This is a genomic window from Acidisphaera sp. S103 (assembly GCF_009765975.1).
Classification (GTDB): Bacteria; Pseudomonadota; Alphaproteobacteria; order Acetobacterales; family Acetobacteraceae; genus Rhodopila.
Genome location: NZ_LMUJ01000030.1, coordinates 39,348 through 61,623, shown reverse-complemented (window position 1 = coordinate 61,623; position 22,276 = coordinate 39,348). Strand labels below are relative to the sequence as shown.

Here is a 22,276-nt window from a genome sequence, read left to right as displayed (position 1 = left end):
GGTCACGCCTTGACCGGTATCCAGATCTCGAACCCGCCCATGCCGGTGCGGCCATCGAACCGTTCGTCGTAACGTTCGAACGGCGCGGCGTCGGCGCTGTGGTAGCCCGAATTCGGCAGCCAGTCGTTGAAAATCGCCATGAACGTGCCGCGTATGGTCGAGACGTGCTGGTCGTGGGTGAATACCGCATATAGCTGTTCGGCCAGGCGCAAACGCGAAAAATCCTTCGGCAGTGCGGCGAAATCGGCGACCTCGACGCCGGCGATATAGTCGAAATTCCCTGCCTCGTCGGTGTTGTGGCAAACACCGTAGGCGATGGTGCCGACCTGCCCGGGAACGTTGCCGATATGCGGGTGGAAGCGTTGCCACAATCCCGGGATACCGCCCGTATGCTCGAAGTCGAAATGCCCGCCGAGGCCGGCGATCAACAACGCCCGGCCGTTCTCCATGCGGGGCGCGCGCAGTGTGGTGCTGGGTGTTTCGTCCATTGTGAAGGCCTCCGTCAGATGAAGGTTTTCGACCGAACCGCCGGCGCGCACCTGGTCCGGGGTCAAATCGAACTGGTCGCGAAACGCCCGCGTAAACGCCTCATGCGAGTTGTAGCCGGCGTCGAGGGCAACGGTCAGGATATCCGGTGCGCCCCTGGCCAGCACCTTCGCGGCCTCGCTCAGGCGGCGCGCTCGGACATAGCGCATGACGGCGTGGCCGGTCGTCGTGCCGAACGCGCGTACCATGTGGAAGTGGGAAACGCCGGCGACGTCGGCGATCTCCGCCAGGGTGATTTCGGTCGCGAAGTGGCTTTCGATGAACCACAGCGCCTTGGTCACGGGGTTCATTGGGTCCCTCGGGGTTGGCGTCCGGGGGGATATTAGCGGATTTGGCGAAGGGTGTTTGATCGGGGTTGCGGTGGGGGTGGATTTACCCGGCCAAAGCGCCGGCGACCGCGCCGCTCATGCAGGTGGCCAGCGTGCCGGACAGGATCGTGCGCAGGCCCAGGGCGACGATTTCGCCTCGGCGGGCGGGCACCATCGCGCCCAGGCCACCGATCATGATTCCCAGGCTGCCGAAATTGGCAAATCCGCACAGCGCGTAGGTCAGGATCATGCGGCTGCGCGGGGAGAACGTCGCAAGCGGCAATTGGGAGAAATCCAGGTAGGCAACGAACTCGTTCAGCACGGTCTTGGTCGCCATCAGCATCGATGCGGCCCCGGTCTCCGCCCATGGCACGCCGATCAGCCACATGACCGGTCGGAAGGGCAGGGCGAACAGCCGTTGCAGCGTCACCGCCGAACCGCCCCAGTCGGGGAATAAACCGAGTGCCATGTTGCACAAGGTGACCAGCGCGACGGTCACCAGCAGCAGGGCGATAATCGCGGCCAGGATCGGCACGCCATCCATGGTTCCCTTGACCAGGGCATCGAGGCTGCTGTGTGGCGGATCCTCGATCACCAATTCGCCGTCCGCTCGGTCGGAGATGTCGAACGGCACCATCAGTGCCGCCACGGCCAGCCCGGCCGGCGTGCTGATGATGGAAGCGATCAGGATATGCCCCAGTGCATTCGGAACGAACGGACCCAGGAACGATGCGTAGATGATCATGACGGTGCCGGCGACGCCGGCCATGCCGCAGGTCATCAGCGCGAACAGCTCACCGCGCTGCATGCGCATCAGATAGGGACGGACCAGTAACGGTGCCTCCACCATGCCGACGAAGACGTGGACCGCAGCGCCCAGGGCCAGCGGGCCGCTGATGCCCATCGACCGGCGCAGCAGCCAGGCGAAGGCGGCCGTGATCCGTTGCAGGACGCCCCAATAGAACAGCAGCGACGCCAGGGCGCTGATCGTCAGCACCAGCGGCAGGGCCTGGAACGCCAGGATGAAGCTGGCGCCGGGATGTGTCTCGGCGAAGGCGGGGGCGCCGCCGCCGAGGTAACCGAACACGAACTGCGTGCCGGTCAGAGTCGCGGCGTGCACTGCGGTCGCGGCGTCATTCAGCCAGAACATCGCCCGATCGGCGCCGGGGACGCCGATCAGCACCAGCGCGAACGCGATCTGTAGAACAATGCCGCACCCCACGGTCCGCCAGGGGATCCGGCGCCGGTCCTCGCTGCACAGAAACGCCAGCAGCAGCAGGGCGAACAGCCCCAGACCGGCGTGCAGCATCAGCCGGCCGGCTTCTGGTTGAACGGGTAATAGGCGGGGAACTCGCCCACCGCGGTCATGTCGACTTCCACCATGGTCAGCCCCTTGATCGCCAGCGCCTTGGCGACCGTATCGCCAAACGTATCGGCATGCGAGATGCGGAAATAGGGGATTTCCGACAGCCCGGCGAGTTTCTCGATGTCGGGACTTTCCAGATCGGCATAGAAACGGCGGCCCTGGGCGGTGGCGTCCTGGATGCGCTTGATGACGCCATAGCCGCGGTCGTTCATCACGATCACCGTCATATCCAGGTTTTCCTGCACGGCGGTCCATAGTTCACCGACGTTCAGGAAGAAGCCGCCGTCGCCTGTCATGACAACCGTCTTGCCATCGCCGGCCGCCGCGGCGGCGCCGATGCCCAGGCACAGGCCCTGGCCGATGCCGGCACCCACCGGATAGACGTTCTGGTTGGGGGCATTCAGCGGGAACACCCGGTTGCCCCAGGTGGTGTTGTTCTGGGTGACGTCGCGCGCCCAGATCGCGTCCCGGGGCATGACCTGCCGCAGTTGCTTGCTGAAGGTCCCGTAGGCACCCAGCGTTTCGATGAAAACGGCTTGGGCGTTGCGTTTCAGTTCGGCGAATTCGTTGGGGTAGCCGGGGGCAACTTTCAGTTTGCCCTCGATCCGGCTGACCAGGCCCTCCAACGTAGCCTTGGCGTCGCCGCAGACGAAATATTGGCTGGCGTAGGTACGGCCGTTGGCGCGCGGGTCGGCGTCGACCTGCACGATGTTGTCGGGCAGTTGCACGTGGAAGTCGTTGGTCTCATGACCGCGGACGCGGCAGCCGACGACCAGGCACAGGTCCACGGTCTTATAGAAATCGGTGATGATCGGCATACCGCTGCCGGTCAGTCCACCAAGGTTCCGCGGATGCTCTTCCGGCACCGTCGCTCGGCCGTTGAAGCTGGTCACCATGCCGAACCCGAGGTCCAGCAGTTTTTCCGCCGCCGCGCCGGCTTTCTTGGCGCCATTGCCAAGCCAGAGCATCGGTCGCTTAGCGGCGATCACACGGGCGGCGAGTTCGTCCAGTTCGATGTCCGTCGGCACGCGAGGTGCCGGCACCGGCAGCACGAAATTGTCCAGCATGGAAGGACGCTCGATCTTGACCCGTTGCAGGTCGATGGGCACCTCGACACTGACCGGCCCCATCGGGGCGGTAAGGGCCTCGACGGCGGCCTGGGTCAGCACGCCCAGCGCGTTCTGGGCGGAGCGGATGCGGTAGGCGCCCTTGCACACCGACGCCATCATGCCGAGTTGGTCGGCCGGGTCGTGCACGGTGCCCTGGCCGCGATCGACGAATTTGGTCGCCGTCTGGCCGGTGATATGCAGGACTGGGGACCCCGCAAAACGCGCCTCGATCAGCCCGCCGATGGTATTTGCTGCGCCGGGCCCGGTGGAGGAGAAAATCACCCCCAGCCCCTGCGACACGCGGGCATATCCGTCCGCCATGTGGGCGCCGCCAAGCTCGCCGCGCGCCATCATGAAGCGGATGGTGTTGCGCCGGCCGATGGCGTCGAGCATCGGAATGTTGTGCACCGAGGCGATGCCGAAGACGGTGGTGACGCCGCACGCGGACAGGAACTCGGCGACGAGATCGCCTACGGTGTAGTCGGTGGCCATTGGTTTCAACTCCCTTGATCGGGCGCGAAGCTGAAACAGACCCCGTGTGGCGTCAACGGCGCCCGGGAATGGAAGCAAAGCGAGGGCTTCGTCCCTTAGGCATCGCCATAAGCGGTGTGGGGAGAATTATTTGGTCGGACCTGTCGAGATTTATCCGTCATGGCCCGGCGTGTCCGGGCCATCCGCGCTTCGTCCGCCGGCGCGAAGATGGCCGGGACACACCCGGCCATGACGGTGAGAGTGTGCCGGCCAGCCAAATCTTGCTTCCCCCGCCACTCTTTTCGCCAGCGAGCGTCCCCATTTCAGCGCGGGTGTTTCCCAATACGTGTGCAGGCCGGCGGCAGCGAGGATCGGCAGGCCGGTCGCCAGGGGAATCCATAGCAGCGTGAACAGCGTCCCGTTGCCGCCGGCCACACGGCTCAGCACCACGCCGGTCAGTTTGTGGATTGGCTCGTTGACCAGATACAGGCAGTACGAAATCGCTCCGAGGTACTGCGTGACCGCATGCCGCAGCCCACGGGCGACTATGGATGAGCCGGCCCGTCCGGGTGCCAACTGCACGCCCAGGCAGGCGGTCCAGACCAGCGGTGGCAGCATCTTGCCGATCGCCTGCTGGGTTGCGCAGATCATCAGGGTTGCGGCCAGGACCAGCCCGTAGCGCACCAGGGCGCCGCTCTCCTGGCGTACGACGGGTACGCTCGCGACGCCCAGCGCGAAGAACTGGGCCTTGTTCGGCAGGAAGGCGCGGCTGAACTGCCATGTTCCCGGCACGGACAGGCGCCACGCGACTCCGGCCACCGCCAGGGTCAGCAGCAGCCAGCACAGGTGGCGGTTTCCGCTGAAGGCCAGCAGCGCCAGGACGTAGAATTGCCATTCGGTGGACAGGCTCCAGGCGGAGCCCAGGTAGCTGACCCAGACGTCCTTCAGGATGCCGTTGGGAAACAGCCCATGGGTCATCGTCAGGTGCGCGACGATCTCGGCCACCCGTCCATGCGGGTCGGCCATCACGCAGATCGTCCGGGCGGCGTTGTCGGGACCGATCCAGGGCATGTCTTCGAAGCCGCAGGACCAGGGATGCACCACTGCGGCAAGGGCGAACACCAGCAGGAACACCGGGTAGATCCGGGCGATGCGATTGATCAGGAACGGCGCCGCCTGGCCGTTGGCGTGCAGCAGCGACTGGGTGATCACCAGCCCGCTGAGGATGAAAAACACGTCCACCGCCGCGCCGCCATGCGACAGGGCGGATTGCAGCCGGTTCGGCAGTACCGCGAAGGGCGCCATGTGGCCCAGCAGCACGTAGACCGCCAGAAGGCCGCGCAAGCCGTCCAGGCATTCCAGCCGGTGCATGCTCAACTGCTTCATGCGGGACAGGATGCGGGAAATAGGTTAACAAAGTACGAACCCTTGCAATCCCGCGGGTTGCGCGCTATTTCACCGTGAAATCATTCTCCGCTGTTACGGGGGGTGGCCTTCGCGGGCCGCCTCTTTTTGTTTTGGGGCCACTCGGTTTGGACGGAAACGAACCAACATCCGCGACTTCGGCCGACGCCGGTGGCGCGGCCACCAGCCTGGAAGCCAAGCTGGCCGCGATCATCGCGCCGCGGCTGGAACTGATGGGATTCGAGCTGGTGCGTGTCACCGTGCTGGGGCGTGAGCGACCGACGGTGCAGATCATGGCCGACCGGGCCGACGGCTCACAGATTTCGATCGAGGATTGTACGCAGATCAGCCACGACGTCAGCGCCGCCATCGACGTGGACGATCCGATTCCCGGTGCCTGGACGCTGGAGGTCAGTTCCGCCGGGATCGATCGCCCGTTGACCCGGGTGAAGGACTGGAACCGATTCGTCGGCCATCTCGCGCGGGTTGAAACCTTCTTTCCGCAGAACGGCCGCAAGCGCTTCGCCGGTGTCGTTCTGGGGGCCGACGAAACCGTTGCCCGCATCCGCCTGGACGGCGGTCTGGAAGTCGAGATCCGCCACCCCGACATTCGCCGAGCGAAACTTGTCTTGACTGATGCCTTGATCGAAGCCACGGCTTCACCGCCGCTCGCACACTAACGCACTCGTATAACCCGGACCCACTGACAGAGGTCGCCATGGACACCGCTATCGCCCGCCCCGAACTGCTGCTGGTCGCCGATGCCGTCGCGCGCGAAAAAAACATCGATCGCGAGGAAGTGCTGGAGGCGATGGAACAGGCCATCCAGAAGGCCGGCCGAGCCAAGTACGGGCATGAAAAGGACATTCGCGCCACGATCGATCGCAAAAGCGGCGATGTCCGGCTGTCGCGCTGGACCGAAATCGTGGAGACGGTGGAGAACGAGGAAACCCAGATGGGGAAGGCCGACGCGGCCAAGATCTTCCCTGACAAATCGGTGGGTGAATTCGTCGTCGATCCGCTGCCGCCGATCGATTTCGGCCGCATCGCCGCGCAGACCGCCAAGCAGGTGATCGTGCAGCGGGTGCGGGAATACGAACGCAAGAAGCAATACGACGAATTCAAGGACCGCGTCGGCGAGATCATCAACGGCGTGGTGAAGCGCACCGAGTACGGCAACCTGATGGTCGAACTCGGCCGGGCGGAGGCATTGCTGCGCCGCGACGAACTGATCGCCCGCGAATCCTTCCGCAACGGCGACCGCGTCCGCGCCTACATTTATGATGTGCGGGAGGAGCCGCGTGGGCCGCAGATCTTCCTGTCGCGCACCCATCCTGGCTTTCTGGCGAAGCTGTTCGCCCAGGAAGTGCCGGAAATCTATGACGGCATCATCGAGATCAAGGCGGTGTCGCGCGATCCGGGCAGCCGCGCGAAGATGGCGGTGATCAGCCGCGACTCCTCGATCGACCCGGTCGGCGCCTGCGTCGGTATGCGCGGCTCGCGCGTGCAGGCGGTGGTGCAGGAACTGCAGGGCGAGAAGATCGACATCATTCCGTGGAGCAGCCAGGCCGCGACCTTCGTGGTGAACGCGCTGGCACCGGCCGAGGTCACCAAGGTGGTGCTGGATGAGGACGCCGGCCGCGTGGAGGTCGTGGTGCCCGACGAACAGCTCAGCCTGGCCATCGGCCGCCGCGGGCAGAATGTGCGGCTGGCGTCGCAGCTCACGCGTTGGGACATCGACATCCTGACGGAAGCGGAAGAGTCAGAACGCCGCCAGGAAGAGTTCCGCCGTCGCTCCGGCTTGTTCGTCGAGGCGCTGGACGTTGATGACATGATCGCCGGATTGCTGGTCACCGAAGGCTTCACCACGGTCGAGGAACTGGCGTTCACCCCGATCGAGGAAGTCGCCGCCATCGAAGGCTTCGACGAAAGCGTCGCCGAGGAACTGGTGCGCCGCGCCGAAGGCTTCCTGACGCAGCGCGACAACGAACTGAACGACAAGCGCGTCGAACTGGGCGTTTCCGACGACATCGCCGCGCTGGAGATCCTGACCCCGCCGATGCTGGTGGCGCTGGGCGAGAAGGGCGTAAAGACGCTGGACGACCTGGGCGATCTTGCCTCCGACGAACTGATCGAGATCATCGGCGCGGACAAGATGGACGAGGCGACCGCCAATGAGGTGATCATGGCGGCTCGGGCGCACTGGTTCGATGACGAAGACCAGGGCGGGGACCAGCCGGAAGCGGTCGAGGAGGCTGGTCACGACTGAAACCGACCCGGCTGTTGGCGCGGAGACGGACGATGACGACGCAGCGGAACCGGAAACCGGGCCGCTGCGGCGTTGCATCATCACACGCGAAAGGTTGCCGAAGGAGCGGATGATCCGTTTCGTCGTGGGGCCGGATCGGCAAATCGTCCCCGACCTGGCCGCAAGGCTGCCCGGACGGGGAATATGGTTGAGCGCGTCCTTGGATGTGTTAGAGTCGTCCGACGCCCAAGGTGACGGGCGGCAAAAAGAAAAACCGGGCGACGGACGGTATCGTCACCTCGTTCGGGCATTTGCCAGGGCCGCGCGCGGCCCCGTATCGGTGCCATCTGATCTTTCTGTCCTGCTTCAGACGGCGTTGGTCCGGCGGATCGGTGATTGTCTCGGCCTTGCCCGACGCGCCGGGCAAGCGGTGGCGGGTTACGAAAAGGCGCGGGAGGCGCTAAGGACTGGCCGTTACCGGCTGGTCCTGCAGGCGTCGGACGGCAGTGAGGCGGAACGTTCGCGCTTCCTGTCCGGTTTCGGGCCGGACCTGACAATAATCGACCCGCTTCCGGGGGAGACCCTGGGACGCGTGTTCGGTCGGGACTATGTAGTGCACGTCGCGGTTGCGCCGGGCAAATTGGCGGAGTCGCTCGTCGTGGAGGCGGGCAGGCTGGCCGGATTGAAGAACGGGTCCGCAAGGGCCTTGGGGTCCGCAAGGGCCACGGGGCGGGAAACCGCCTCGGTGAACGATGGAACGGGTGCCAACGGATAAACATGAGCGAAAGCAACGATCAGGACGGCGGCAAGGGTCGGCTCTCTCTGCGTCCGGCAGGGCGTTTGGAACTAGGGCGGACTGAAGCCGCGGGCTCCGTCCGCCAGAGCTTCAGCCACGGCCGGTCAAAAGTCGTGCAGGTGGAAGTGCGCAAGACGCGTGCGCCCGTCGCACGCAATCCATCGGCTGCCGCGGGGGCACCGCCGCCGACGCCAGCCGGCATGGCGCCGCCGCCGCGCGCGCCAGCCCAGCCCGGCCGTCCGCCGGCCGGTGCTGGACGGGCACTGACCGCGACCGAACTGGCCGCCCGCCAGCGCGCGCTGGACGAGCAGAAGCGCGATTCCGCTCGGCGCGAAGCCGAACGGCGGGAGCAGGAGACGATTTCCATCCTCTCCGCCGCCGAGGAAGCGCGCCGGCGTGAGGCCGAGGCCAAGAAAGCGGCCGAAGAAGAGGCCCGCCGAGCCGAGGAACAGGCGGTCCGCGACAAGATCGAGGCCGAGGCCAAGCGCGCCGCCGAGGCAGCCGCCGCCGCGGCCGCTGCCGCGCGCGGACCCGACCACGAGGACGACACGGTCGAGGAAGCTGCGGCCCGGGCGGCAGCGCCACCGCCGCCCCCAACTCCGCCGCAACCCGCACAGCCGGTTGTTGCCAAGGCCCCTCCGGGCCGGCCGCAGCCAGCACAGCAGCCGACACCCTCCGCCACCGAGACCCTGCGGTTGCGCGCCGCTCGGCCGGAGGACGAAGACGACGGACGCCCGATTCGACGCACCGGTGCCGGGGGCGTTCCGGCCCGCAAGCCGCCGGTCGTGGCGCCCAATCGCGGCACCAACGACCGCCGCCGAGCCGGCCGCATCGACGTTCAGGCGGCGATCGAGGGCGAGGACGAAAAAGTCCGGTCGCTGGCCTCGGTTCGCCGTCAGCGCGAACGCGACCGCCGCCAGCAGGAACTGGACCGGCTGCGTTCCGACCAGGTGAAGGTCGTGCGCGACGTCATCCTGCCGGAAACCATCACCGTGCAGGAACTGGCCAACCGCATGGCCGCTCGCACCCAGGACGTCATCAAGTCACTGATGAAGATGGGCGTGATGGCGACACTGACGCAAAGCCTGGATGCCGATACCGCCGAACTGGTGGTGCAGGAATTCGGTCACCGGACGCGGCGGGTCTCTGAATCCGACGTGGAAATCGGCCTGGAAGGCATTGCCGACGACGACACCGACCTGTTCGCTCGTCCGCCGGTCGTGACAATCATGGGCCATGTCGATCACGGCAAGACGTCGCTGCTGGATGCCCTGCGCGCCACCGACGTGGTGTCGGGGGAAGCCGGCGGCATCACCCAGCATATCGGCGCCTATCAGGTGACGATGCATGGCGGCGAGAAGATCACCTTCATCGACACGCCGGGCCATGAAGCGTTCACCGCGATGCGGGCACGCGGCACCTCGGTCACCGATATCGTGATCCTGGTGGTGGCGGCCGATGACGGTGTCATGCCGCAGACCATCGAGGCGATCCGCCATGCCAAGGCGGCGAACGTGCCGATCATCGTCGCCATCAACAAGATGGACAAACCCGATTCCGATCCGAACCGGGTGCGCCAGGAACTGCTCAGCTACGAGATCGTGGTCGAGGAACTGGGCGGCGAAACCCAGGACGTCCCGGTTTCGGCGCTGAAGAAGACCGGCCTGGACAAGCTGGAGGAAGCGATCTTGCTGCAGGCCGAAATCCTCGACCTGAAGGCCAATCCGCATCGTTCGGCCGAGGGCACGGTCATCGAAAGCCGGCTCGATCGCGGTCGCGGCCCGGTCGGCACCGTGCTGGTGCAGCGCGGCCGGCTGGAACAGGGCGATATCGTCGTCGCCGGGTCCGAATGGGGCCGGGTGCGGGCGATGCTGGACGACAAGGGCAAGCCGATGGCGATCGCCGAACCGTCCACGCCGGTGGAGATCCTCGGCCTGAGCGGCGCGCCGGCAGCCGGCGAGCCGTTCGTGGTGGTCGAGAACGAAAGCCGAGCCAGGGAAATCACCGAGTTCCGCCAGCGCCGGATCCGCGATCAGGCGGCGGGTGCGCTCGTGGGTGCGCGTGGCACGCTGGACCAGATGTTGGCCCGTATCCAGGCTGGTGAGCAGAAGGAAGTGGCTCTTCTGGTCAAGGCCGATGTGCAGGGTAGCGCCGAAGCCATCCAGGTGGTGGTGACCAAGCTGGCGCATGAGGAAGTGAAGGTCCGCGTGCTGCTGTCCGGCGTGGGGCAGATCACCGAAAGCGACATCCAGCTTGCCAAGGCGTCCAACGCCGTGGTCATCGCGTTCAACGTGCGCGCGACGTCCCAGGCGCGGGAACTGGCACAGCGCGAAGGCGTCGATATCCGCTACTTCTCGATCATCTACGAAGTGGCCGACGACGTCGAAAAGCTGGTCAAGGGTAAGGTCGCGCCGAAGGCTCGCGAGAAGTTCCTGGGCTATGCCGAGGTCCGCAAGGTGTTCAACATCACCAAAACCGGCAAGGTCGCGGGTTGCATGATCACCGAGGGCCTGGTGAAGCGCGGGTCCGGCGTGCGGGTGCTGCGCGACGGCGTGGTGATCCACTCAGGCGAGCTGTCGCAGTTGAAGCGGTTCAAGGACGATGTGCGCGAAGTGGCGCGTGGCTACGAATGCGGCCTGTCGTTCGCCCACTTCGAGAACCTGCAAGAGGGCGACATCATCGAGTGCTTTGAAGTGGAGATGGTTCCGGGTTGAAGAAGCCCCCGAACGCTGGTCCATCCCAGCGGCAGTTGCGCGTGGCGGAGGAAATCCGCCACGTGCTGTCCGGGATTTTCGCCCGCGGTGAGTTCCGTGATCCCGATCTGGCGAGTGCCCAGATCACCGTCACTGAGGTGCGGATCGGCCCCGATCTGAAGCGGGCAACCGCGTTCTTTTCCCGGCTGGGGCGCTCCGACGCCGATGCGCTGGTGCCGGCGCTGGTGCGGGCGACGCCGTATCTGCGCGGCCAGGTGGCCAAGGCGGTCAAACTGCGGATCGCCCCGGACCTGACGTTCACGCCCGACCTGGCGCTGGATTACGCGATGAAGATCGACACGCTGATGCACCGGCCGGAAATCGCCCGCGACCTGCACAAGAACGAAAAAGATTGACGCAGTAGAACAGACAACCTAAATCTAGCCTGTCTGGCTAGATTAGGAGGCCGCCGTGCAGGATTGGCAGTTGCAGGATGCAAAGAACCGCTTCAGCGAAGTGGTGAAGCGTGCGCGTGATGAAGGCCCTCAGACCGTGACCGTGCATGGCCAACGTGCGGCGGTGGTGGTGTCCGCGCTGGAGTTCGATGCGTTGGTCAAGCCGCGGATGTCCTTCGTGGATTTCCTGCTGACCGAAACGCCTGGTCAGGACCCGTGGTCCGACGACGTGGTCGATGCGATCAACGATCGCAGCCCCGATACCGGCCGCGACATCGCGTTCTGATGTATCTGATCGACACCTGCGTGGTGTCCGAGGCTCGGCGGCGCACCCCCCAGGCGGTCGCCTGGTTGCGCGCCGCCCAGCCGGAAACACTGTTCCTGAGCGCTCTTACCATCGGCGAGATCGCCAAGGGCGTGATGATGAAGATGCGTACCGACCCCCCGGTGGCGGCGGGTCTGCTGCGTTGGCTGGACGAACTGCGCTTCGTCTATGCCGCCCGCATCCTGCCGATCGATGACGCCGTGGCGACCCGTTGGGGGCATTTGATGGCGCAGCGCAGCCGTCCGGTCGCGGATGCGCTGATCGCGGCGACGGCGCATGTAAACAACAAGATCATCGTGACCCGAAATGTCGCCGATTTCGACGATGTGGGCGTGCCGGTGATCGATCCGTGGGCGGTCATGCGTTGAATCAGGCGGCGATCCGGTTCCGTTGCATCCGTTCATGCCGAGCGAGGTTGAGAGCGTCACGTCGAGCCCAGAGAGACCGGTACCAGGCGATTCGAGGTGCGACCTGATAGGCCAGCATCCGATTGTCGATGACGTAGCGCCGGGCCGTGTCGGCCATTTCACGGGCCATTTCCGGCATCGCCAGAAGGCGCAGCAGCCCGGCCTGGAATTGCACCGGATCGCGGAACAACAGGCCGTTTCGGCCGTCCTCGACGGTGTTCGAATAGACGACGGTGCTCGCCAGCGTCGCTACGCGGCATGAGGCGGCCTCGATGAATTTGAGGTCGGATTTGGCTCGGTTGAACGGGGTGTCGGACAGCGGCATGAATGATATTTCCGATCTGCCGAGAATATCCAGATAGGTTTCGTAATCGCAGGTGGGCGTGAACGTCTTGTGTGGCGATTCCAGCGCATCGAAGAACGACTGGTCATGCACGACCTGAAACTTCAGGCGGTCCCCCGCCATTTGGGCGACAGCGTTGATCGCCGGCATGAAGGGCAGCCAATCATGCTCGCGGTTCAGTGCGCCGAAAAACAGTGTGATGGAACGCGGGTCGGCGAAGTTCCGGACCGCCGGCAGCGCTCCGACGGCGTTCGGGAACACGGCGATCTCGGGGTTGTACCTGCGTAGCGCCTCGGCCATCGCCAGCGTGCTCGTCTGGACCGCATGCACGCCGTAAAAGCCCAGGTCGCCGCCCATCCGCATCATCGCGAAACGCTCGGGAAGGTCGTCGAATTCGGTGACGACCAGGAATCCGGCCTGGGCCAGGCCTTGCAACAGCGTGTGGCCCTGCTCTCCGATCAAGCTCGGGCGATGCAGCACGAAAATGCGGGCGTTGCCGTCCCCTCCCTGACCGAATTCCACCCGCTCCACGACGCCGGCGGTCACCATCGGATCGGTTCCGATCGCCTCCATCGGGTAGACCACGCGCACATCGGAAACACCGCCAACGGGCGCCAGCATCGTCCCCGCCAGGATCATCCGCTGCCGCGGCTCCTTCCGGACGCGCCAGATCAGGTGGCTGGGCGCGGCGCGCCTGGCGTACTCCTGGGGATCGATGTCCATGGCTTCCAGCCCCGGGGCGAGCGACGCGGCGAACTGTGCCGCCTGATCGCCGTCAGGTTCCCGCGTGGTGACGTCGCAGAGCGTGAGGCCGGCGTGGATGAGGTTTTCCCGCATGGAATCGAGGTTGAACCAGCGGAGCTGCCGGTGGTGCGGATCCTGATCCTGACTGTCATGCCAGGTGCCGCGCAGCAGCCGTTCGGCGAGGCGCCAGTAATCGATATTGGGCACACAGATCAGCATGACGCCATCCGAACTGAGGGCCTCGGCGTGGCGATGGAGCATGGCCCAGGGATCGCGCAGATGCTCCAGGATGTCGTCGTAGATGATGCAGTCGATGCCGTCAGGCACGTCGAACGGCAGCGGATCGGTTTCCACGTCCATCGTGGCGACCTGGTGCAGATGCGGTGTCGCCAGGGCGGTCTGGACCGGATCGATATCGATGCCCAGCAGCCGGGCTCTCGGGTTCAGCGGCCGGTAGGCGGCGACAAGCGCCCCGCTGCCACAGCCTACGTCCAGGATGGTGCGTGCCGACAGGGGAATACGCGACAGCAGGTCGGAAGCATCGGAAGGAAACAGCATCGGCGGATCTGGAATCCCGCGTGGGAAAGTGGCGCAGCCCGATCACGCTCAGACGATCGGCGTAAGCTGGTAGGCGGAATCACCGTCCGCTTGCAAGTGTGATCGCGTCTGCGAAATGGGTGCGGCACCGGACGCTCCGCGCATTGGGTGCAGGCGCAATGCGTGAACCGCGTCCAGCATGCGGGACTGGCATCGATCCAGGGTGGCATCGGCCGATTGCTGCGGCGCGGCGTTCACGGCCCGCCGCAACGCCTGGCCCGCCCGGACGACGAGCCGTTCCGGTGTCGCTTTTGCCAGCAGTAGTTCCCGCCGGCTCAGCCAGGTCCGTGTCGGGTGGAAGGTCCCAAGCGCGCTTGCGCCGGCCCATTCGGACAGGGTCGAGGCCGGCAGACGGCCGAATCGCGGGCGCAGGTCCATGGTGTCCGCCCAGTCCAGCCATTTCGCCCGGTGAACGCGGGCCAGCGGCCGTATGGCGATCCACGGCACGCGCAGGGCATCGGCCACGATCACGCCGTGCAGCGCCTCGCTCAGCAGCAGCTTGCAGCGGCCGATCGCCCTCAGGATCGTCAGCGGCGGGTCGCGGGGATCGATCAGCCGCACCCCGGCCTGCTCTGCCGCCTGTCGCCAGGCGCCGCGGGCAGCGCTCTCGAAATGCGGCATGAATCCGATGTCGGGGCCGCCCGCCGGAGGAAGCCCAAGCGCCTTGGGTACCAGGACGGCGGGATCGCCCAGGGCCAGGGCTTGTGGAAGATCCAGCATGGCGGCGGTCCGGGGACCCCGGATCCAGTGGATGATCCAGTTTTCGTCGAGGGTGGGTTTGCCCTCATAGCCGCCGTAGCCGGACCCGGCGACGAGCTTGACCGCCTGTGAGGAATGCCGCTGGTCCAGTACCGATCCGATACCCAGGAACCGGAAAGCGGGATTGTCGTCGAAAAAGCCGGGCAGCAGACGCGGCCAGAGGACTGTGTTCAGCTCATCACCGAAGTTGGTGGATACGCCCCGCCATCGATACAGGATCACGCCACCACCGCCACCGAGGCCTGCTGGATCGCGGCCCCGGTGGCGTGCCAGCCCAGTGCGGCCCGGATGAAGCCGGTGGCATAGGCGACCCGCCAGCGGGCGGAGAGCAGGGCGGTGGAATGACGGGGGACCAGCCAGGCCGGACCCAGCAGGCAGGCGACCAGCAGCCGGCGCGGCAGTTCGCGCCACACACGCTGCGGCTGGTGCAGCAGGCGGCGGGTCAGGACGGTGGAGGCGCCCTGCCAGTACAGGCGGGACAGCAGCCATTCAGGTTCCAGCCGCCGGGACTGGATCTGATGGAAGACCGTGATACGTGAATCGTATCGCACCGAGTGGCCGGCATCCTGCAGCATCCAGGCAAGTTGGACTTCCTCATCCGACAGCAACGACTGGCCATAGCGGCCAATGGCGCCCCCGAAGCCGCCGGCGGCAATCAGCGACAGCACGTGAACCACGATGTTGGCAGCGTAGGGTTCCAGGTCCTTGGGGACCGCGTCGGTGCGGTATTCGCCGCTGCCTTCATGCTCGATGATCGACAGCACGCCGCGCAGGGAACCGGGCCACCAGGCGGGCAGGGGGGTTTCCCATTTCGGCAGGATGCGGCCGCCGATCAGGGCGGGCGGGCGTCCGGGCCGGGTGATGGCGGCCAGGATGGCCTCAACCCAGTCGTTGGCGGGGATGGCGTCGTCGTCGACGTAGGCGATGAATGGCGAGCGGGCGGCCCAGGCGCCGGCGTTGCGCGCCAGGCTGACGCCCGGGTGGTCGAGCCGGATCAGCCTGGCGTCGTGGGCGGCCGCGAGGCTGTCCAGCTCCACGGCGGCGGCGTGGGAGGAGGCGCTGTCCACCAACAGGATGCCGAAACGATCGCGTGGGGCGGTCTGGCGGCGGAGACCGGCCAGACAGTCCCGGACGTAGCGCGGACGGTCATGGGTGCAGATGCAGACTGTGAGGTCCATGCCGGGGACGCTAGGGGGGAAACGTTGACGAATCGTTAACGAGGGATGGGAATCGAAGGTCCCCTGCGGCCCGCCTGCCTGATTTCCCGCCGGCGTGAACTGCTTTAACCTCTGCCTGAACCAGCGGAGGCACCCCATGAAAGTCGGCCTGTTCGTCAACACCCAGTTCCCCCAGGGCAACACCGTCACCGAACGCATCCCCGAAATCGTCGAGCAGGTCCGCGCCGCTCGCGATGCGGGTTTCAGTTCGCTGTGGCTGCCGCATCACTGGCTGACCCATCCGATGCAGATGCTGCAGATCACGCCGGTCATGGGCTACCTCGCGGCCCACGCCCAAGGCATGACCATCGGTCCCAACATCCTGATACTGCCGCCGCAGAATCCCATGCACGTCGCCGAGGAATCCGCCACATTGGATATCCTGACGGGCGGCAACTACATCCTTGGCATCGGCCAGGGCTACCGCCAGCCGGAATTCGACGCCTTCGGCATCCCGCTTTCCGAACGCATGCCGCGCTTCAACGAAAGCATCGGCCTGATCAAGCGCCTGTGGACCGAGGACCGCGTCACCCACAAAGGCCGTTTCTACACTGTAAACGATGCCGGCATCGGTGTGAAACCGGTCCAGCAGGGCGGCCCGCCGATCTACATCGCCGCCCAGGCCGACGCGTCAGTGAAACGAGCCGCCCGCATCGGCGACGCCTGGCTGATCGTCAACAGCAGCGGCCTCGGTACCATCGCCCCGCTGATGAAAACCTACAGGGCAGCACTGGCTGAATACGGCCGCACCGCCAAGGAGTTTCCCATCACCGTGGAGTGTTACGTCGGCGCCAACCACGCCACCGCGCATGAGGAATGCCGCGGCCCCCTGGAATACAAATACAACGCCTACGCGTCCTGGGGCCTGCAAGGCCGTAAGACCGAAACGACATTCGAGGACTTCGCGCGCGACAAATTCATCATCGGCGACAAAGTATCGGTGAAAGAGGAAATCGCCCGCTACCGCGAGATCCTCGGCGTCGACCACTTCATCATGCGCTGCAACTGGCCCGGCCTGCCGCAGGAACAGACCCTGGCCACGATCAAGCGCCTGGGGGAGATTTTTGCGTCATAAGCGACCTAGGAAAACGCCACGACAGCGTCGGACGATGGGAGGAGATGCGCAGCACAGGCACGTAGGCCTGCATTGTGTCCCATCGATCGGCGTTGGCGCCCGCGATCATCTGCCCTTGGGGATCGGCACCGGCGATATCTGGAAAGGAAAGCAAGCGCTAACACAGATTAAGCGGATTAAGCGCACAGATTACACGAATCTTGGCGGCATCACCGAACATTCCCCACCGGAACCCGCCGCACACTCATCCTGGGCATCGCCCTCAAACCTTCTTTTCCCGTAATCTGTGCGCTTAATCCGCAAAATCTGTGTTAACGCTTCCCTTCTCTTCAACACCGACCGCATGTCGCCGGCCCGCTGCGCCTTCGCGCAGGTATCGCCGAACCGAACCGGCTACAGCACGCGGCGGCGGATGCCGTCGGTCAGCGATACGGTGTTGAAATTGATCAACAGTCCAACCCGGCATGAACTGAGGCGCATATATGTCAATAACTGGGCTTCGTGCAGCGGGCTGACAAGTTCCACGGCCTTGAGTTCCAGGATAACCTCGCCACGCACGACGATGTCCGCTCGGTATCCGGATTCGATCTCGATATTGTCGTAATGAATTGGCAGGCGGACCTGCTGGTTGAAAGGGATGTCTGCTCGGGACAGCTCATGACACAGACAATGGTGATAAACTGACTCGAGCAGTCCGGGACCAAGGCGGCTGTGAACCCGCATTGCAAGGCCAATGATCCGGTAAGTGAGGTCTCCGTTGGGGGGTAACTCATGGGGCATGCGGACGATCCTGCCTGTGTGTGGGAAGGATCGCGGAGAGTGATTTAGAAACGGTTAATGGGTGTTGGGCGAAATCAAGAATCTAACACAGATTTAGCGGATTAAGGGCACAGATTGCACCGAGCATAAATAGTGTGGCTGTTGCCCTGTAATTTTCACCGTTACAATATATCAACGTGAATTGGGCGCTTCGCACGGTTGTTGCGGCGTTATTTTTGATATGCACTTGATCCGCCGCGAGGAACCGCGGATGGCTGGCGACGCCGGGAGGTTGGAGGCCTACTCAATATCCTCCAGACTGAACTGTTCCGCTTCCTCATCGTAGCTGAACAGCTCCGCGTATCGCCCCCAGGCGATCACCGTCCGCAGCGTGTCCTCGGCATAATCCGGGGACATGTGGTCCTCCAACTCGTCGCGGAACCGTACCGCCGATGCGCGGTGGTTCCACCGTTCGTCCAGCACGCCGCGGATCATATTGACCAGCGGCACGTGCTGGCGCAGAGCCTCGGCGAACAGCGCCTTGCGCTCATCCGTGTCGCCCTCGACATAACGCTTTCCCAATTCGGTCAACTGGATGTCGCCTTCCTCCAGCACAGCAAAGCGCAGCAATTGCAGCGTCTCGCCCAGCGGCAGCAGGTCGTCGACCTCGTATTGTAGCGACGCGGCCAACGCCGGCAAGTCCGCCCGTCCGTCGTACGGTTCCGTCGCCAGCGTCTCCATCAGGCCGGACATGATGTTGGTTCCGACCCGCGGCAGCGGCGTCGCCAGCGGCGAGACCGGCACCGCGGTCGCTGCCTTCGGCCCAGCCGGCGCCCGGCGAGTCATGATGCCGTAAATATCGTCCACCATCTGCCGGAACTCCGGGTCCAGCCGGTTCCGGGGGTGTGGAAACGGCACCTTCAACTCGTTGGCCACGCGGCCGGGGTTGGAGGAGAACACCAGGATGCGGTCGCACATCAGCACCGCTTCCTCGATGTTGTGGGTCACCATCAGCACCGACTTCACCGGCAGCTTGCCCTCCATCCACAGGTCGATCAGGTCGGTGCGCAGCGTCTCGGCGGTCAGCACATCCAGCGCGCTGAACGGCTCATCCATCAGCAGCAGGTCGGGATGCACCACCAAGGCCCGAGCCAACCCGACACGCTGCCGCATGCCGCCGGAGAGTTCCTTGGGATAGGCATTCTCGAACCCGCCCAGCCCGATCATGTCGATCGCGGCCTCGGACAGGTCTTCCCGCTTCGCGCGGGGCACGCCGCGGGCTTCCAGGCCGATCTCGACGTTTTCCTGCACCGTCAGCCAGGGAAACAGCGCGAAACTCTGAAACACCATAGCCACGCCGTCGGTCGGGCCGTCGATTTCCACCCCGCGCCAGGTCACGCTGCCAGCGGTCGGCTTCAACAGCCCCGACACGATGCGCAGCAGCGTCGACTTCCCGGACCCCGAACGGCCGAGCAGCGCGACGATCTCGCCTTCACGCAACGTCAGGTTGACGTCGTCCAGCACCACGAGGTCGGCGTTGGCATCCTTGTGGTAGGCTTGCCGGCAGCCTGTCACGTTGATCAGGCAGGGGCGAACATCGACCGTTGTGTCCATGACGGTATTCCTCAGCCCAGGGTTAGACGCCGTTGCGCGAAGGCATACATGGGGCGCCACAGCAAGCGGTTGAACAGAACGACGAAGGCGGACATCACCACCACGCCCAGCACGACTCGGGCCATGTCGCCCTTATCGGTGGCGTCGGCGATATAGGCGCCCAGGCCATGCGCCTGCAATTTGGTATCGCCCCATGATGCCACCTCGGAGACGATCGCGGCGTTCCACGATCCGCCCGACGCGGTGATGGCGCCGGTGACGTAATACGGGAAGATCCCCGGAATGATGACCTTGCGCCACCACAGCCAACCGCCGATGCGGAAGTTGCTGGCGACTTCCTTCAGGTCCCCCGGGAACGCCGCCGCGCCGGCCACGACGTTGAACAGTATATACCATTGTGTGCCGAGTACCATCAGCGGCGTCAGCCAGATGTCCGGGCTGAGATGGAAATAGACAATGAACACCACGAACGGCGGAAACAGCAGGTTGGCCGGGAACGCCGCCAGGAACTGCGCGATCGGTTGTGCCCGTCGCGCCCAGACCGGACGCAGGCCCAGCCAGACGCCGATTGGCACCCAGATCAGGCTGGCGACGATCATCAGCACGACCACCCGCACCAAGGTGATCAGGCCGAGTCCGACGGCGACGCCGACGTCGTGCCAACTGATGGCCTGGGACGCGAACACCACCACCCGCCACATCGCCAGCGCCACCAGCACCAACAGCAGTGCGATCCACGCGATATCGATCGCCCGCGACGGTTCCCGCGACATCAATGTGCGCGGGCGAAACCCGAACGACAGCCGCATGCCGCCGATGAACGCCGCCGCATCGCCGACCAGCTCGCCCACGAACTTCAGCAGCCGGGTCCGCCGCATCAGCCGCAGCATCCAGGGGTCGGACGCGGTGGCGCCGGCCGTCGTCTCGAAGCGGAACTTCGCCGACCACGCCACCAGCGGGCGGAACAGCAACTGATCGTACAGCAGGATCACCACCAGCATCGCCAGGATTGCCCAGAACACCGCTACGATGTCCTGCTTCTCCAGTGCCAGCGCGACGTAGGACCCGATGCCGGGCAGTTTCCAGGTGTTGTCGCCGACCGAGACAGCCTCCGATGCCACCACGAAGAACCAGCCGCCGGACATCGACATCATGGTGTTCCAGACCAGGCCCGGCGTGGCGAACGGGACCTCCAGCTTCCAGAACCGCTGCCAGGCGGTCAGATGGAAGCTGACCGACGCTTCCGCCAGGTCGCTCGGTACCGTTTTCAGCGACTGGTACAGGCTGAACGCCATGTTCCAGGCCTGGCTGGTGAAAATCGCGAAGATCGCCGCCAGTTCCAGCCCCAGCACCTGGCCGGGGAACAGGTTCATGAAGAAGACGACGGTGAAGGTCAGGAAGCCCAGGATCGGCACCGATTGCAACACGTCCAGCACCGGCACCAGCACCAGCGCCGCCCGCCGGCTCTTGGCGGCGGCGGTGCCGTAGGTGAAGGTGAACAGCAGCGACGCCGCCAGGGCCGCGAACATCCGCAGCGTGGTGCGGACGGCGTAGGCCGGCAGATTCCACGGATCGAGCGTGATCTGGGTCGCACCTGGCGCGTCGATGCGGGTCAGCGTGCCGGCGGCGACATGGCCGACTCCGGCCAAGACGCCGATGACGCACACGAAGGCTGCCGCATCCCATATGTTGGGCAGGCGCCAGCCGGCGGCCATCGAGGGGTATCGCGTGGCGGTCATATCGGTGAACCGTGTTTTCCGGCTTGGGAGTTGCGTCGCGCCGCCCTGTTAGCGTGCGCATCCCGGCCTGTCACGCGGGAAAGGCGTTGCAGTTCCATGACATCAGCCGTGTTGGGACCGGCCGGCAGCGGACCGCGACCCGGTTAGGCTACCGGCCGTCGCCGAGGCGGGTCATGATCTCGTAGGCCGCGGTCACGCGCGCGTCGATCGGGTAGTTCCTGTTCGCCAGCAGCACGATGCCCAGCTGTTCCTTGGGCACGAACGCCACGTAAGCGGCGAACCCGTTGGTCGACCCGGTTTTGTTGATCCACACCGCCTCGGCCGGCGGCCGTGCAGGCCGCAGTGCGGTGACCGGCGTGGCCTCCGAGGCGATCCTGCCGGCATTCCCCTCCAGCAGATCCTTCAACGCGACCGGATAGTCATACTGCTCCCAGATCAGATCCTGGGTCATCGGACCGGCCTGATAATACCCGGTATGGGTGTCGGTGATCGCCCGCCGCACGGCCGGGTCAAGATCGAGCATACCCATATTGGCCGCAACGAAACGCAGAATGTCTCCGGCGGTCGCTCTGATGCCGTAGGTTTCCGCCGCGAGTGCCCCGGGCGCCATCCGGATCGGCGCCCCAGCCTTCGTGTAGCCTTGCGCATAGTTCCTCATCGCTGCTTCAGGAATCTGCAGATAGGTGTGCTTCAGGCCCAGGCCGGGAAGCAGCATCCCTTCCATCAGCGTTACGAAATCCTTGCCCAGGCTTCGCGCGGCGACCACGCCCAGCAGCCCGACGCTGGGGTTGGCGTAAGTGCGATACGTTCCGGGCGCGTAAGTTGGCTTCCAACCCTGGAAATATGCCGTCGCTTGCGCGTCGTCGGTGATCTCGTCCGGAAATTGCAACGGAAAGCCGCCCGGCGTGTGCGTGCCCAGATTCAGCAACGTCACCTTGTCGATCCCGCTGTCGCGCAGCGACGGAAGATACCGCCCCGGCGTATCCGACAGCGCCAGCTTCCCGGTAACTTGAGCATAGGCAGTCAGCGTCGCGGTAAACGTTTTGCTAACCGAACCGATTTCGAACAGCGTATCGGCGGTGACCGGTCGTCCCGTCGCCTTCGACGCCACGCCGTAGTCGTAAACGTGGCTTTGTCCCTTCACGATGACCCCCACCGCCATCCCAGGAATGCCGTACCGGTCCACCACCGGCCGGATCGCCTGCGTGACGATCGTCGCGATATCAGGGTCAGCGATCGCGTGGGCGCGGACAGGCGTTGCGATCGCGCTGGCCAGCACCGCTCGCCGCGTCAACCGCACC

The 22,276-nt window shown here is 65.1% G+C and carries 19 protein-coding genes; 8 read left to right on the top strand and 11 right to left on the bottom strand.

All coding sequences use genetic code 11. The annotated features are described in order from the left end of the window. Nucleotides 1–2: 2 nt before the first annotated feature. The 4 genes from GSQ89_RS04185 to GSQ89_RS04170 all read right to left on the bottom strand — a co-directional run bounded on the left by GSQ89_RS04185 (nucleotide 3) and on the right by GSQ89_RS04170 (nucleotide 5,186). The gene (locus GSQ89_RS04185; RefSeq protein WP_158922345.1) at nucleotides 3–836 is read right to left on the bottom strand and encodes an AraC family transcriptional regulator; all 834 of its coding nucleotides are present in this window, start codon (nucleotides 834–836) and stop codon (nucleotides 3–5) included. Nucleotides 837–918: 82 nt separating this feature from the next. Beyond that, the gene (locus GSQ89_RS04180) at nucleotides 919–2,163 is read right to left on the bottom strand and encodes a NupC/NupG family nucleoside CNT transporter (RefSeq protein WP_158922343.1); all 1,245 of its coding nucleotides are present in this window, start codon (nucleotides 2,161–2,163) and stop codon (nucleotides 919–921) included. Beyond that, a complete protein-coding gene (locus GSQ89_RS04175) occupies nucleotides 2,163–3,821 on the bottom strand; it encodes a thiamine pyrophosphate-binding protein (protein ID WP_158922341.1) in 1,659 nt (552 codons plus the stop codon). The genes GSQ89_RS04180 and GSQ89_RS04175 overlap by 1 nt, the downstream gene beginning before the upstream one ends. A gap of 150 nt (nucleotides 3,822–3,971) precedes the next feature. Then, the gene (locus tag GSQ89_RS04170) at nucleotides 3,972–5,186 is read right to left on the bottom strand and encodes an acyltransferase (RefSeq protein ID WP_158922337.1); all 1,215 of its coding nucleotides are present in this window, start codon (nucleotides 5,184–5,186) and stop codon (nucleotides 3,972–3,974) included. Nucleotides 5,187–5,332: 146 nt separating this feature from the next. Between GSQ89_RS04170 and rimP the strand changes: the two genes are divergently transcribed. The 7 genes from rimP to GSQ89_RS04135 are packed head-to-tail and all read left to right on the top strand — an operon-like array spanning nucleotide 5,333 to nucleotide 12,089. Next, a complete protein-coding gene (gene rimP, locus GSQ89_RS04165; protein ID WP_158922335.1) occupies nucleotides 5,333–5,884 on the top strand; it encodes a ribosome maturation factor RimP in 552 nt (183 codons plus the stop codon). A 38-nt stretch (nucleotides 5,885–5,922) separates the two neighbouring features. Beyond that, a complete protein-coding gene (gene nusA, locus GSQ89_RS04160; RefSeq protein WP_158922333.1) occupies nucleotides 5,923–7,473 on the top strand; it encodes a transcription termination factor NusA in 1,551 nt (516 codons plus the stop codon). Then, a complete protein-coding gene (locus tag GSQ89_RS04155) occupies nucleotides 7,460–8,227 on the top strand; it encodes a DUF448 domain-containing protein (protein ID WP_256367297.1) in 768 nt (255 codons plus the stop codon). Before nusA ends, GSQ89_RS04155 begins: the two co-directional genes overlap by 14 nt. A 2-nt stretch (nucleotides 8,228–8,229) precedes the next feature. Beyond that, nucleotides 8,230–10,962, top strand: a complete 2,733-nt coding sequence (gene infB / locus GSQ89_RS04150; protein ID WP_158922330.1) for a translation initiation factor IF-2 — start codon at nucleotides 8,230–8,232, stop codon at nucleotides 10,960–10,962. Next, entirely contained in the window at nucleotides 10,959–11,357 is a 399-nt protein-coding gene (rbfA, locus tag GSQ89_RS04145) for a 30S ribosome-binding factor RbfA (protein ID WP_158922327.1), read from the top strand. Before infB ends, rbfA begins: the two co-directional genes overlap by 4 nt. A 55-nt stretch (nucleotides 11,358–11,412) precedes the next feature. After that, complete coding sequence (locus GSQ89_RS04140) at nucleotides 11,413–11,682, top strand: type II toxin-antitoxin system Phd/YefM family antitoxin (protein WP_158922325.1); 270 nt, start codon at nucleotides 11,413–11,415, stop codon at nucleotides 11,680–11,682. After that, complete coding sequence (locus GSQ89_RS04135) at nucleotides 11,682–12,089, top strand: type II toxin-antitoxin system VapC family toxin (RefSeq protein WP_158922323.1); 408 nt, start codon at nucleotides 11,682–11,684, stop codon at nucleotides 12,087–12,089. Before GSQ89_RS04140 ends, GSQ89_RS04135 begins: the two co-directional genes overlap by 1 nt. A gap of 1 nt (nucleotide 12,090) precedes the next feature. On the opposite strand, the gene GSQ89_RS04130 is transcribed toward GSQ89_RS04135, so the two are convergent. From GSQ89_RS04130 to GSQ89_RS04120, 3 genes are read right to left on the bottom strand one after another with little or no spacing between them, the layout of a single operon-like run. Continuing rightward, entirely contained in the window at nucleotides 12,091–13,773 is a 1,683-nt protein-coding gene (locus GSQ89_RS04130; protein WP_158922321.1) for a methyltransferase domain-containing protein, read from the bottom strand. Between the two features lie 48 nt (nucleotides 13,774–13,821). Beyond that, a complete protein-coding gene (locus tag GSQ89_RS04125) occupies nucleotides 13,822–14,793 on the bottom strand; it encodes a polysaccharide pyruvyl transferase family protein (protein ID WP_158922319.1) in 972 nt (323 codons plus the stop codon). Further along, nucleotides 14,790–15,749 (bottom strand): glycosyltransferase, encoded by a 960-nt coding sequence (locus GSQ89_RS04120; RefSeq protein WP_158922318.1) that lies wholly within the window; start codon nucleotides 15,747–15,749, stop codon nucleotides 14,790–14,792. The genes GSQ89_RS04125 and GSQ89_RS04120 overlap by 4 nt, the downstream gene beginning before the upstream one ends. Before the next feature lie 136 nt (nucleotides 15,750–15,885). Between GSQ89_RS04120 and GSQ89_RS04115 the strand changes: the two genes are divergently transcribed. Further along, nucleotides 15,886–16,863, top strand: a complete 978-nt coding sequence (locus tag GSQ89_RS04115; protein WP_158922316.1) for an LLM class flavin-dependent oxidoreductase — start codon at nucleotides 15,886–15,888, stop codon at nucleotides 16,861–16,863. Nucleotides 16,864–17,256: 393 nt separating this feature from the next. Here the strand turns inward: GSQ89_RS04115 and GSQ89_RS04110 are convergent, their stop codons facing one another. From GSQ89_RS04110 to ampC, 4 genes are all read right to left on the bottom strand, one after another. After that, nucleotides 17,257–17,643, bottom strand: a complete 387-nt coding sequence (locus GSQ89_RS04110) for a GxxExxY protein (protein WP_158922314.1) — start codon at nucleotides 17,641–17,643, stop codon at nucleotides 17,257–17,259. Nucleotides 17,644–17,922: 279 nt separating this feature from the next. After that, on the bottom strand, nucleotides 17,923–19,236 hold the full coding sequence (locus GSQ89_RS04105) for an AAA-associated domain-containing protein (protein ID WP_158922312.1): 1,314 nt from the start codon (nucleotides 19,234–19,236) through the stop codon (nucleotides 17,923–17,925). 11 nt (nucleotides 19,237–19,247) lie between these two features. After that, nucleotides 19,248–20,975 carry an ABC transporter permease subunit gene (locus GSQ89_RS04100; RefSeq protein WP_158922310.1) on the bottom strand — a complete coding sequence of 576 codons (1,728 nt, stop codon included), beginning with the start codon at nucleotides 20,973–20,975 and terminating at the stop codon, nucleotides 19,248–19,250. A gap of 148 nt (nucleotides 20,976–21,123) precedes the next feature. Continuing rightward, nucleotides 21,124–22,275 carry a class C beta-lactamase gene (gene ampC / locus GSQ89_RS04095; protein WP_216856005.1) on the bottom strand — a complete coding sequence of 384 codons (1,152 nt, stop codon included), beginning with the start codon at nucleotides 22,273–22,275 and terminating at the stop codon, nucleotides 21,124–21,126. Between the last annotated feature and the right edge of the window lies 1 nt (nucleotide 22,276).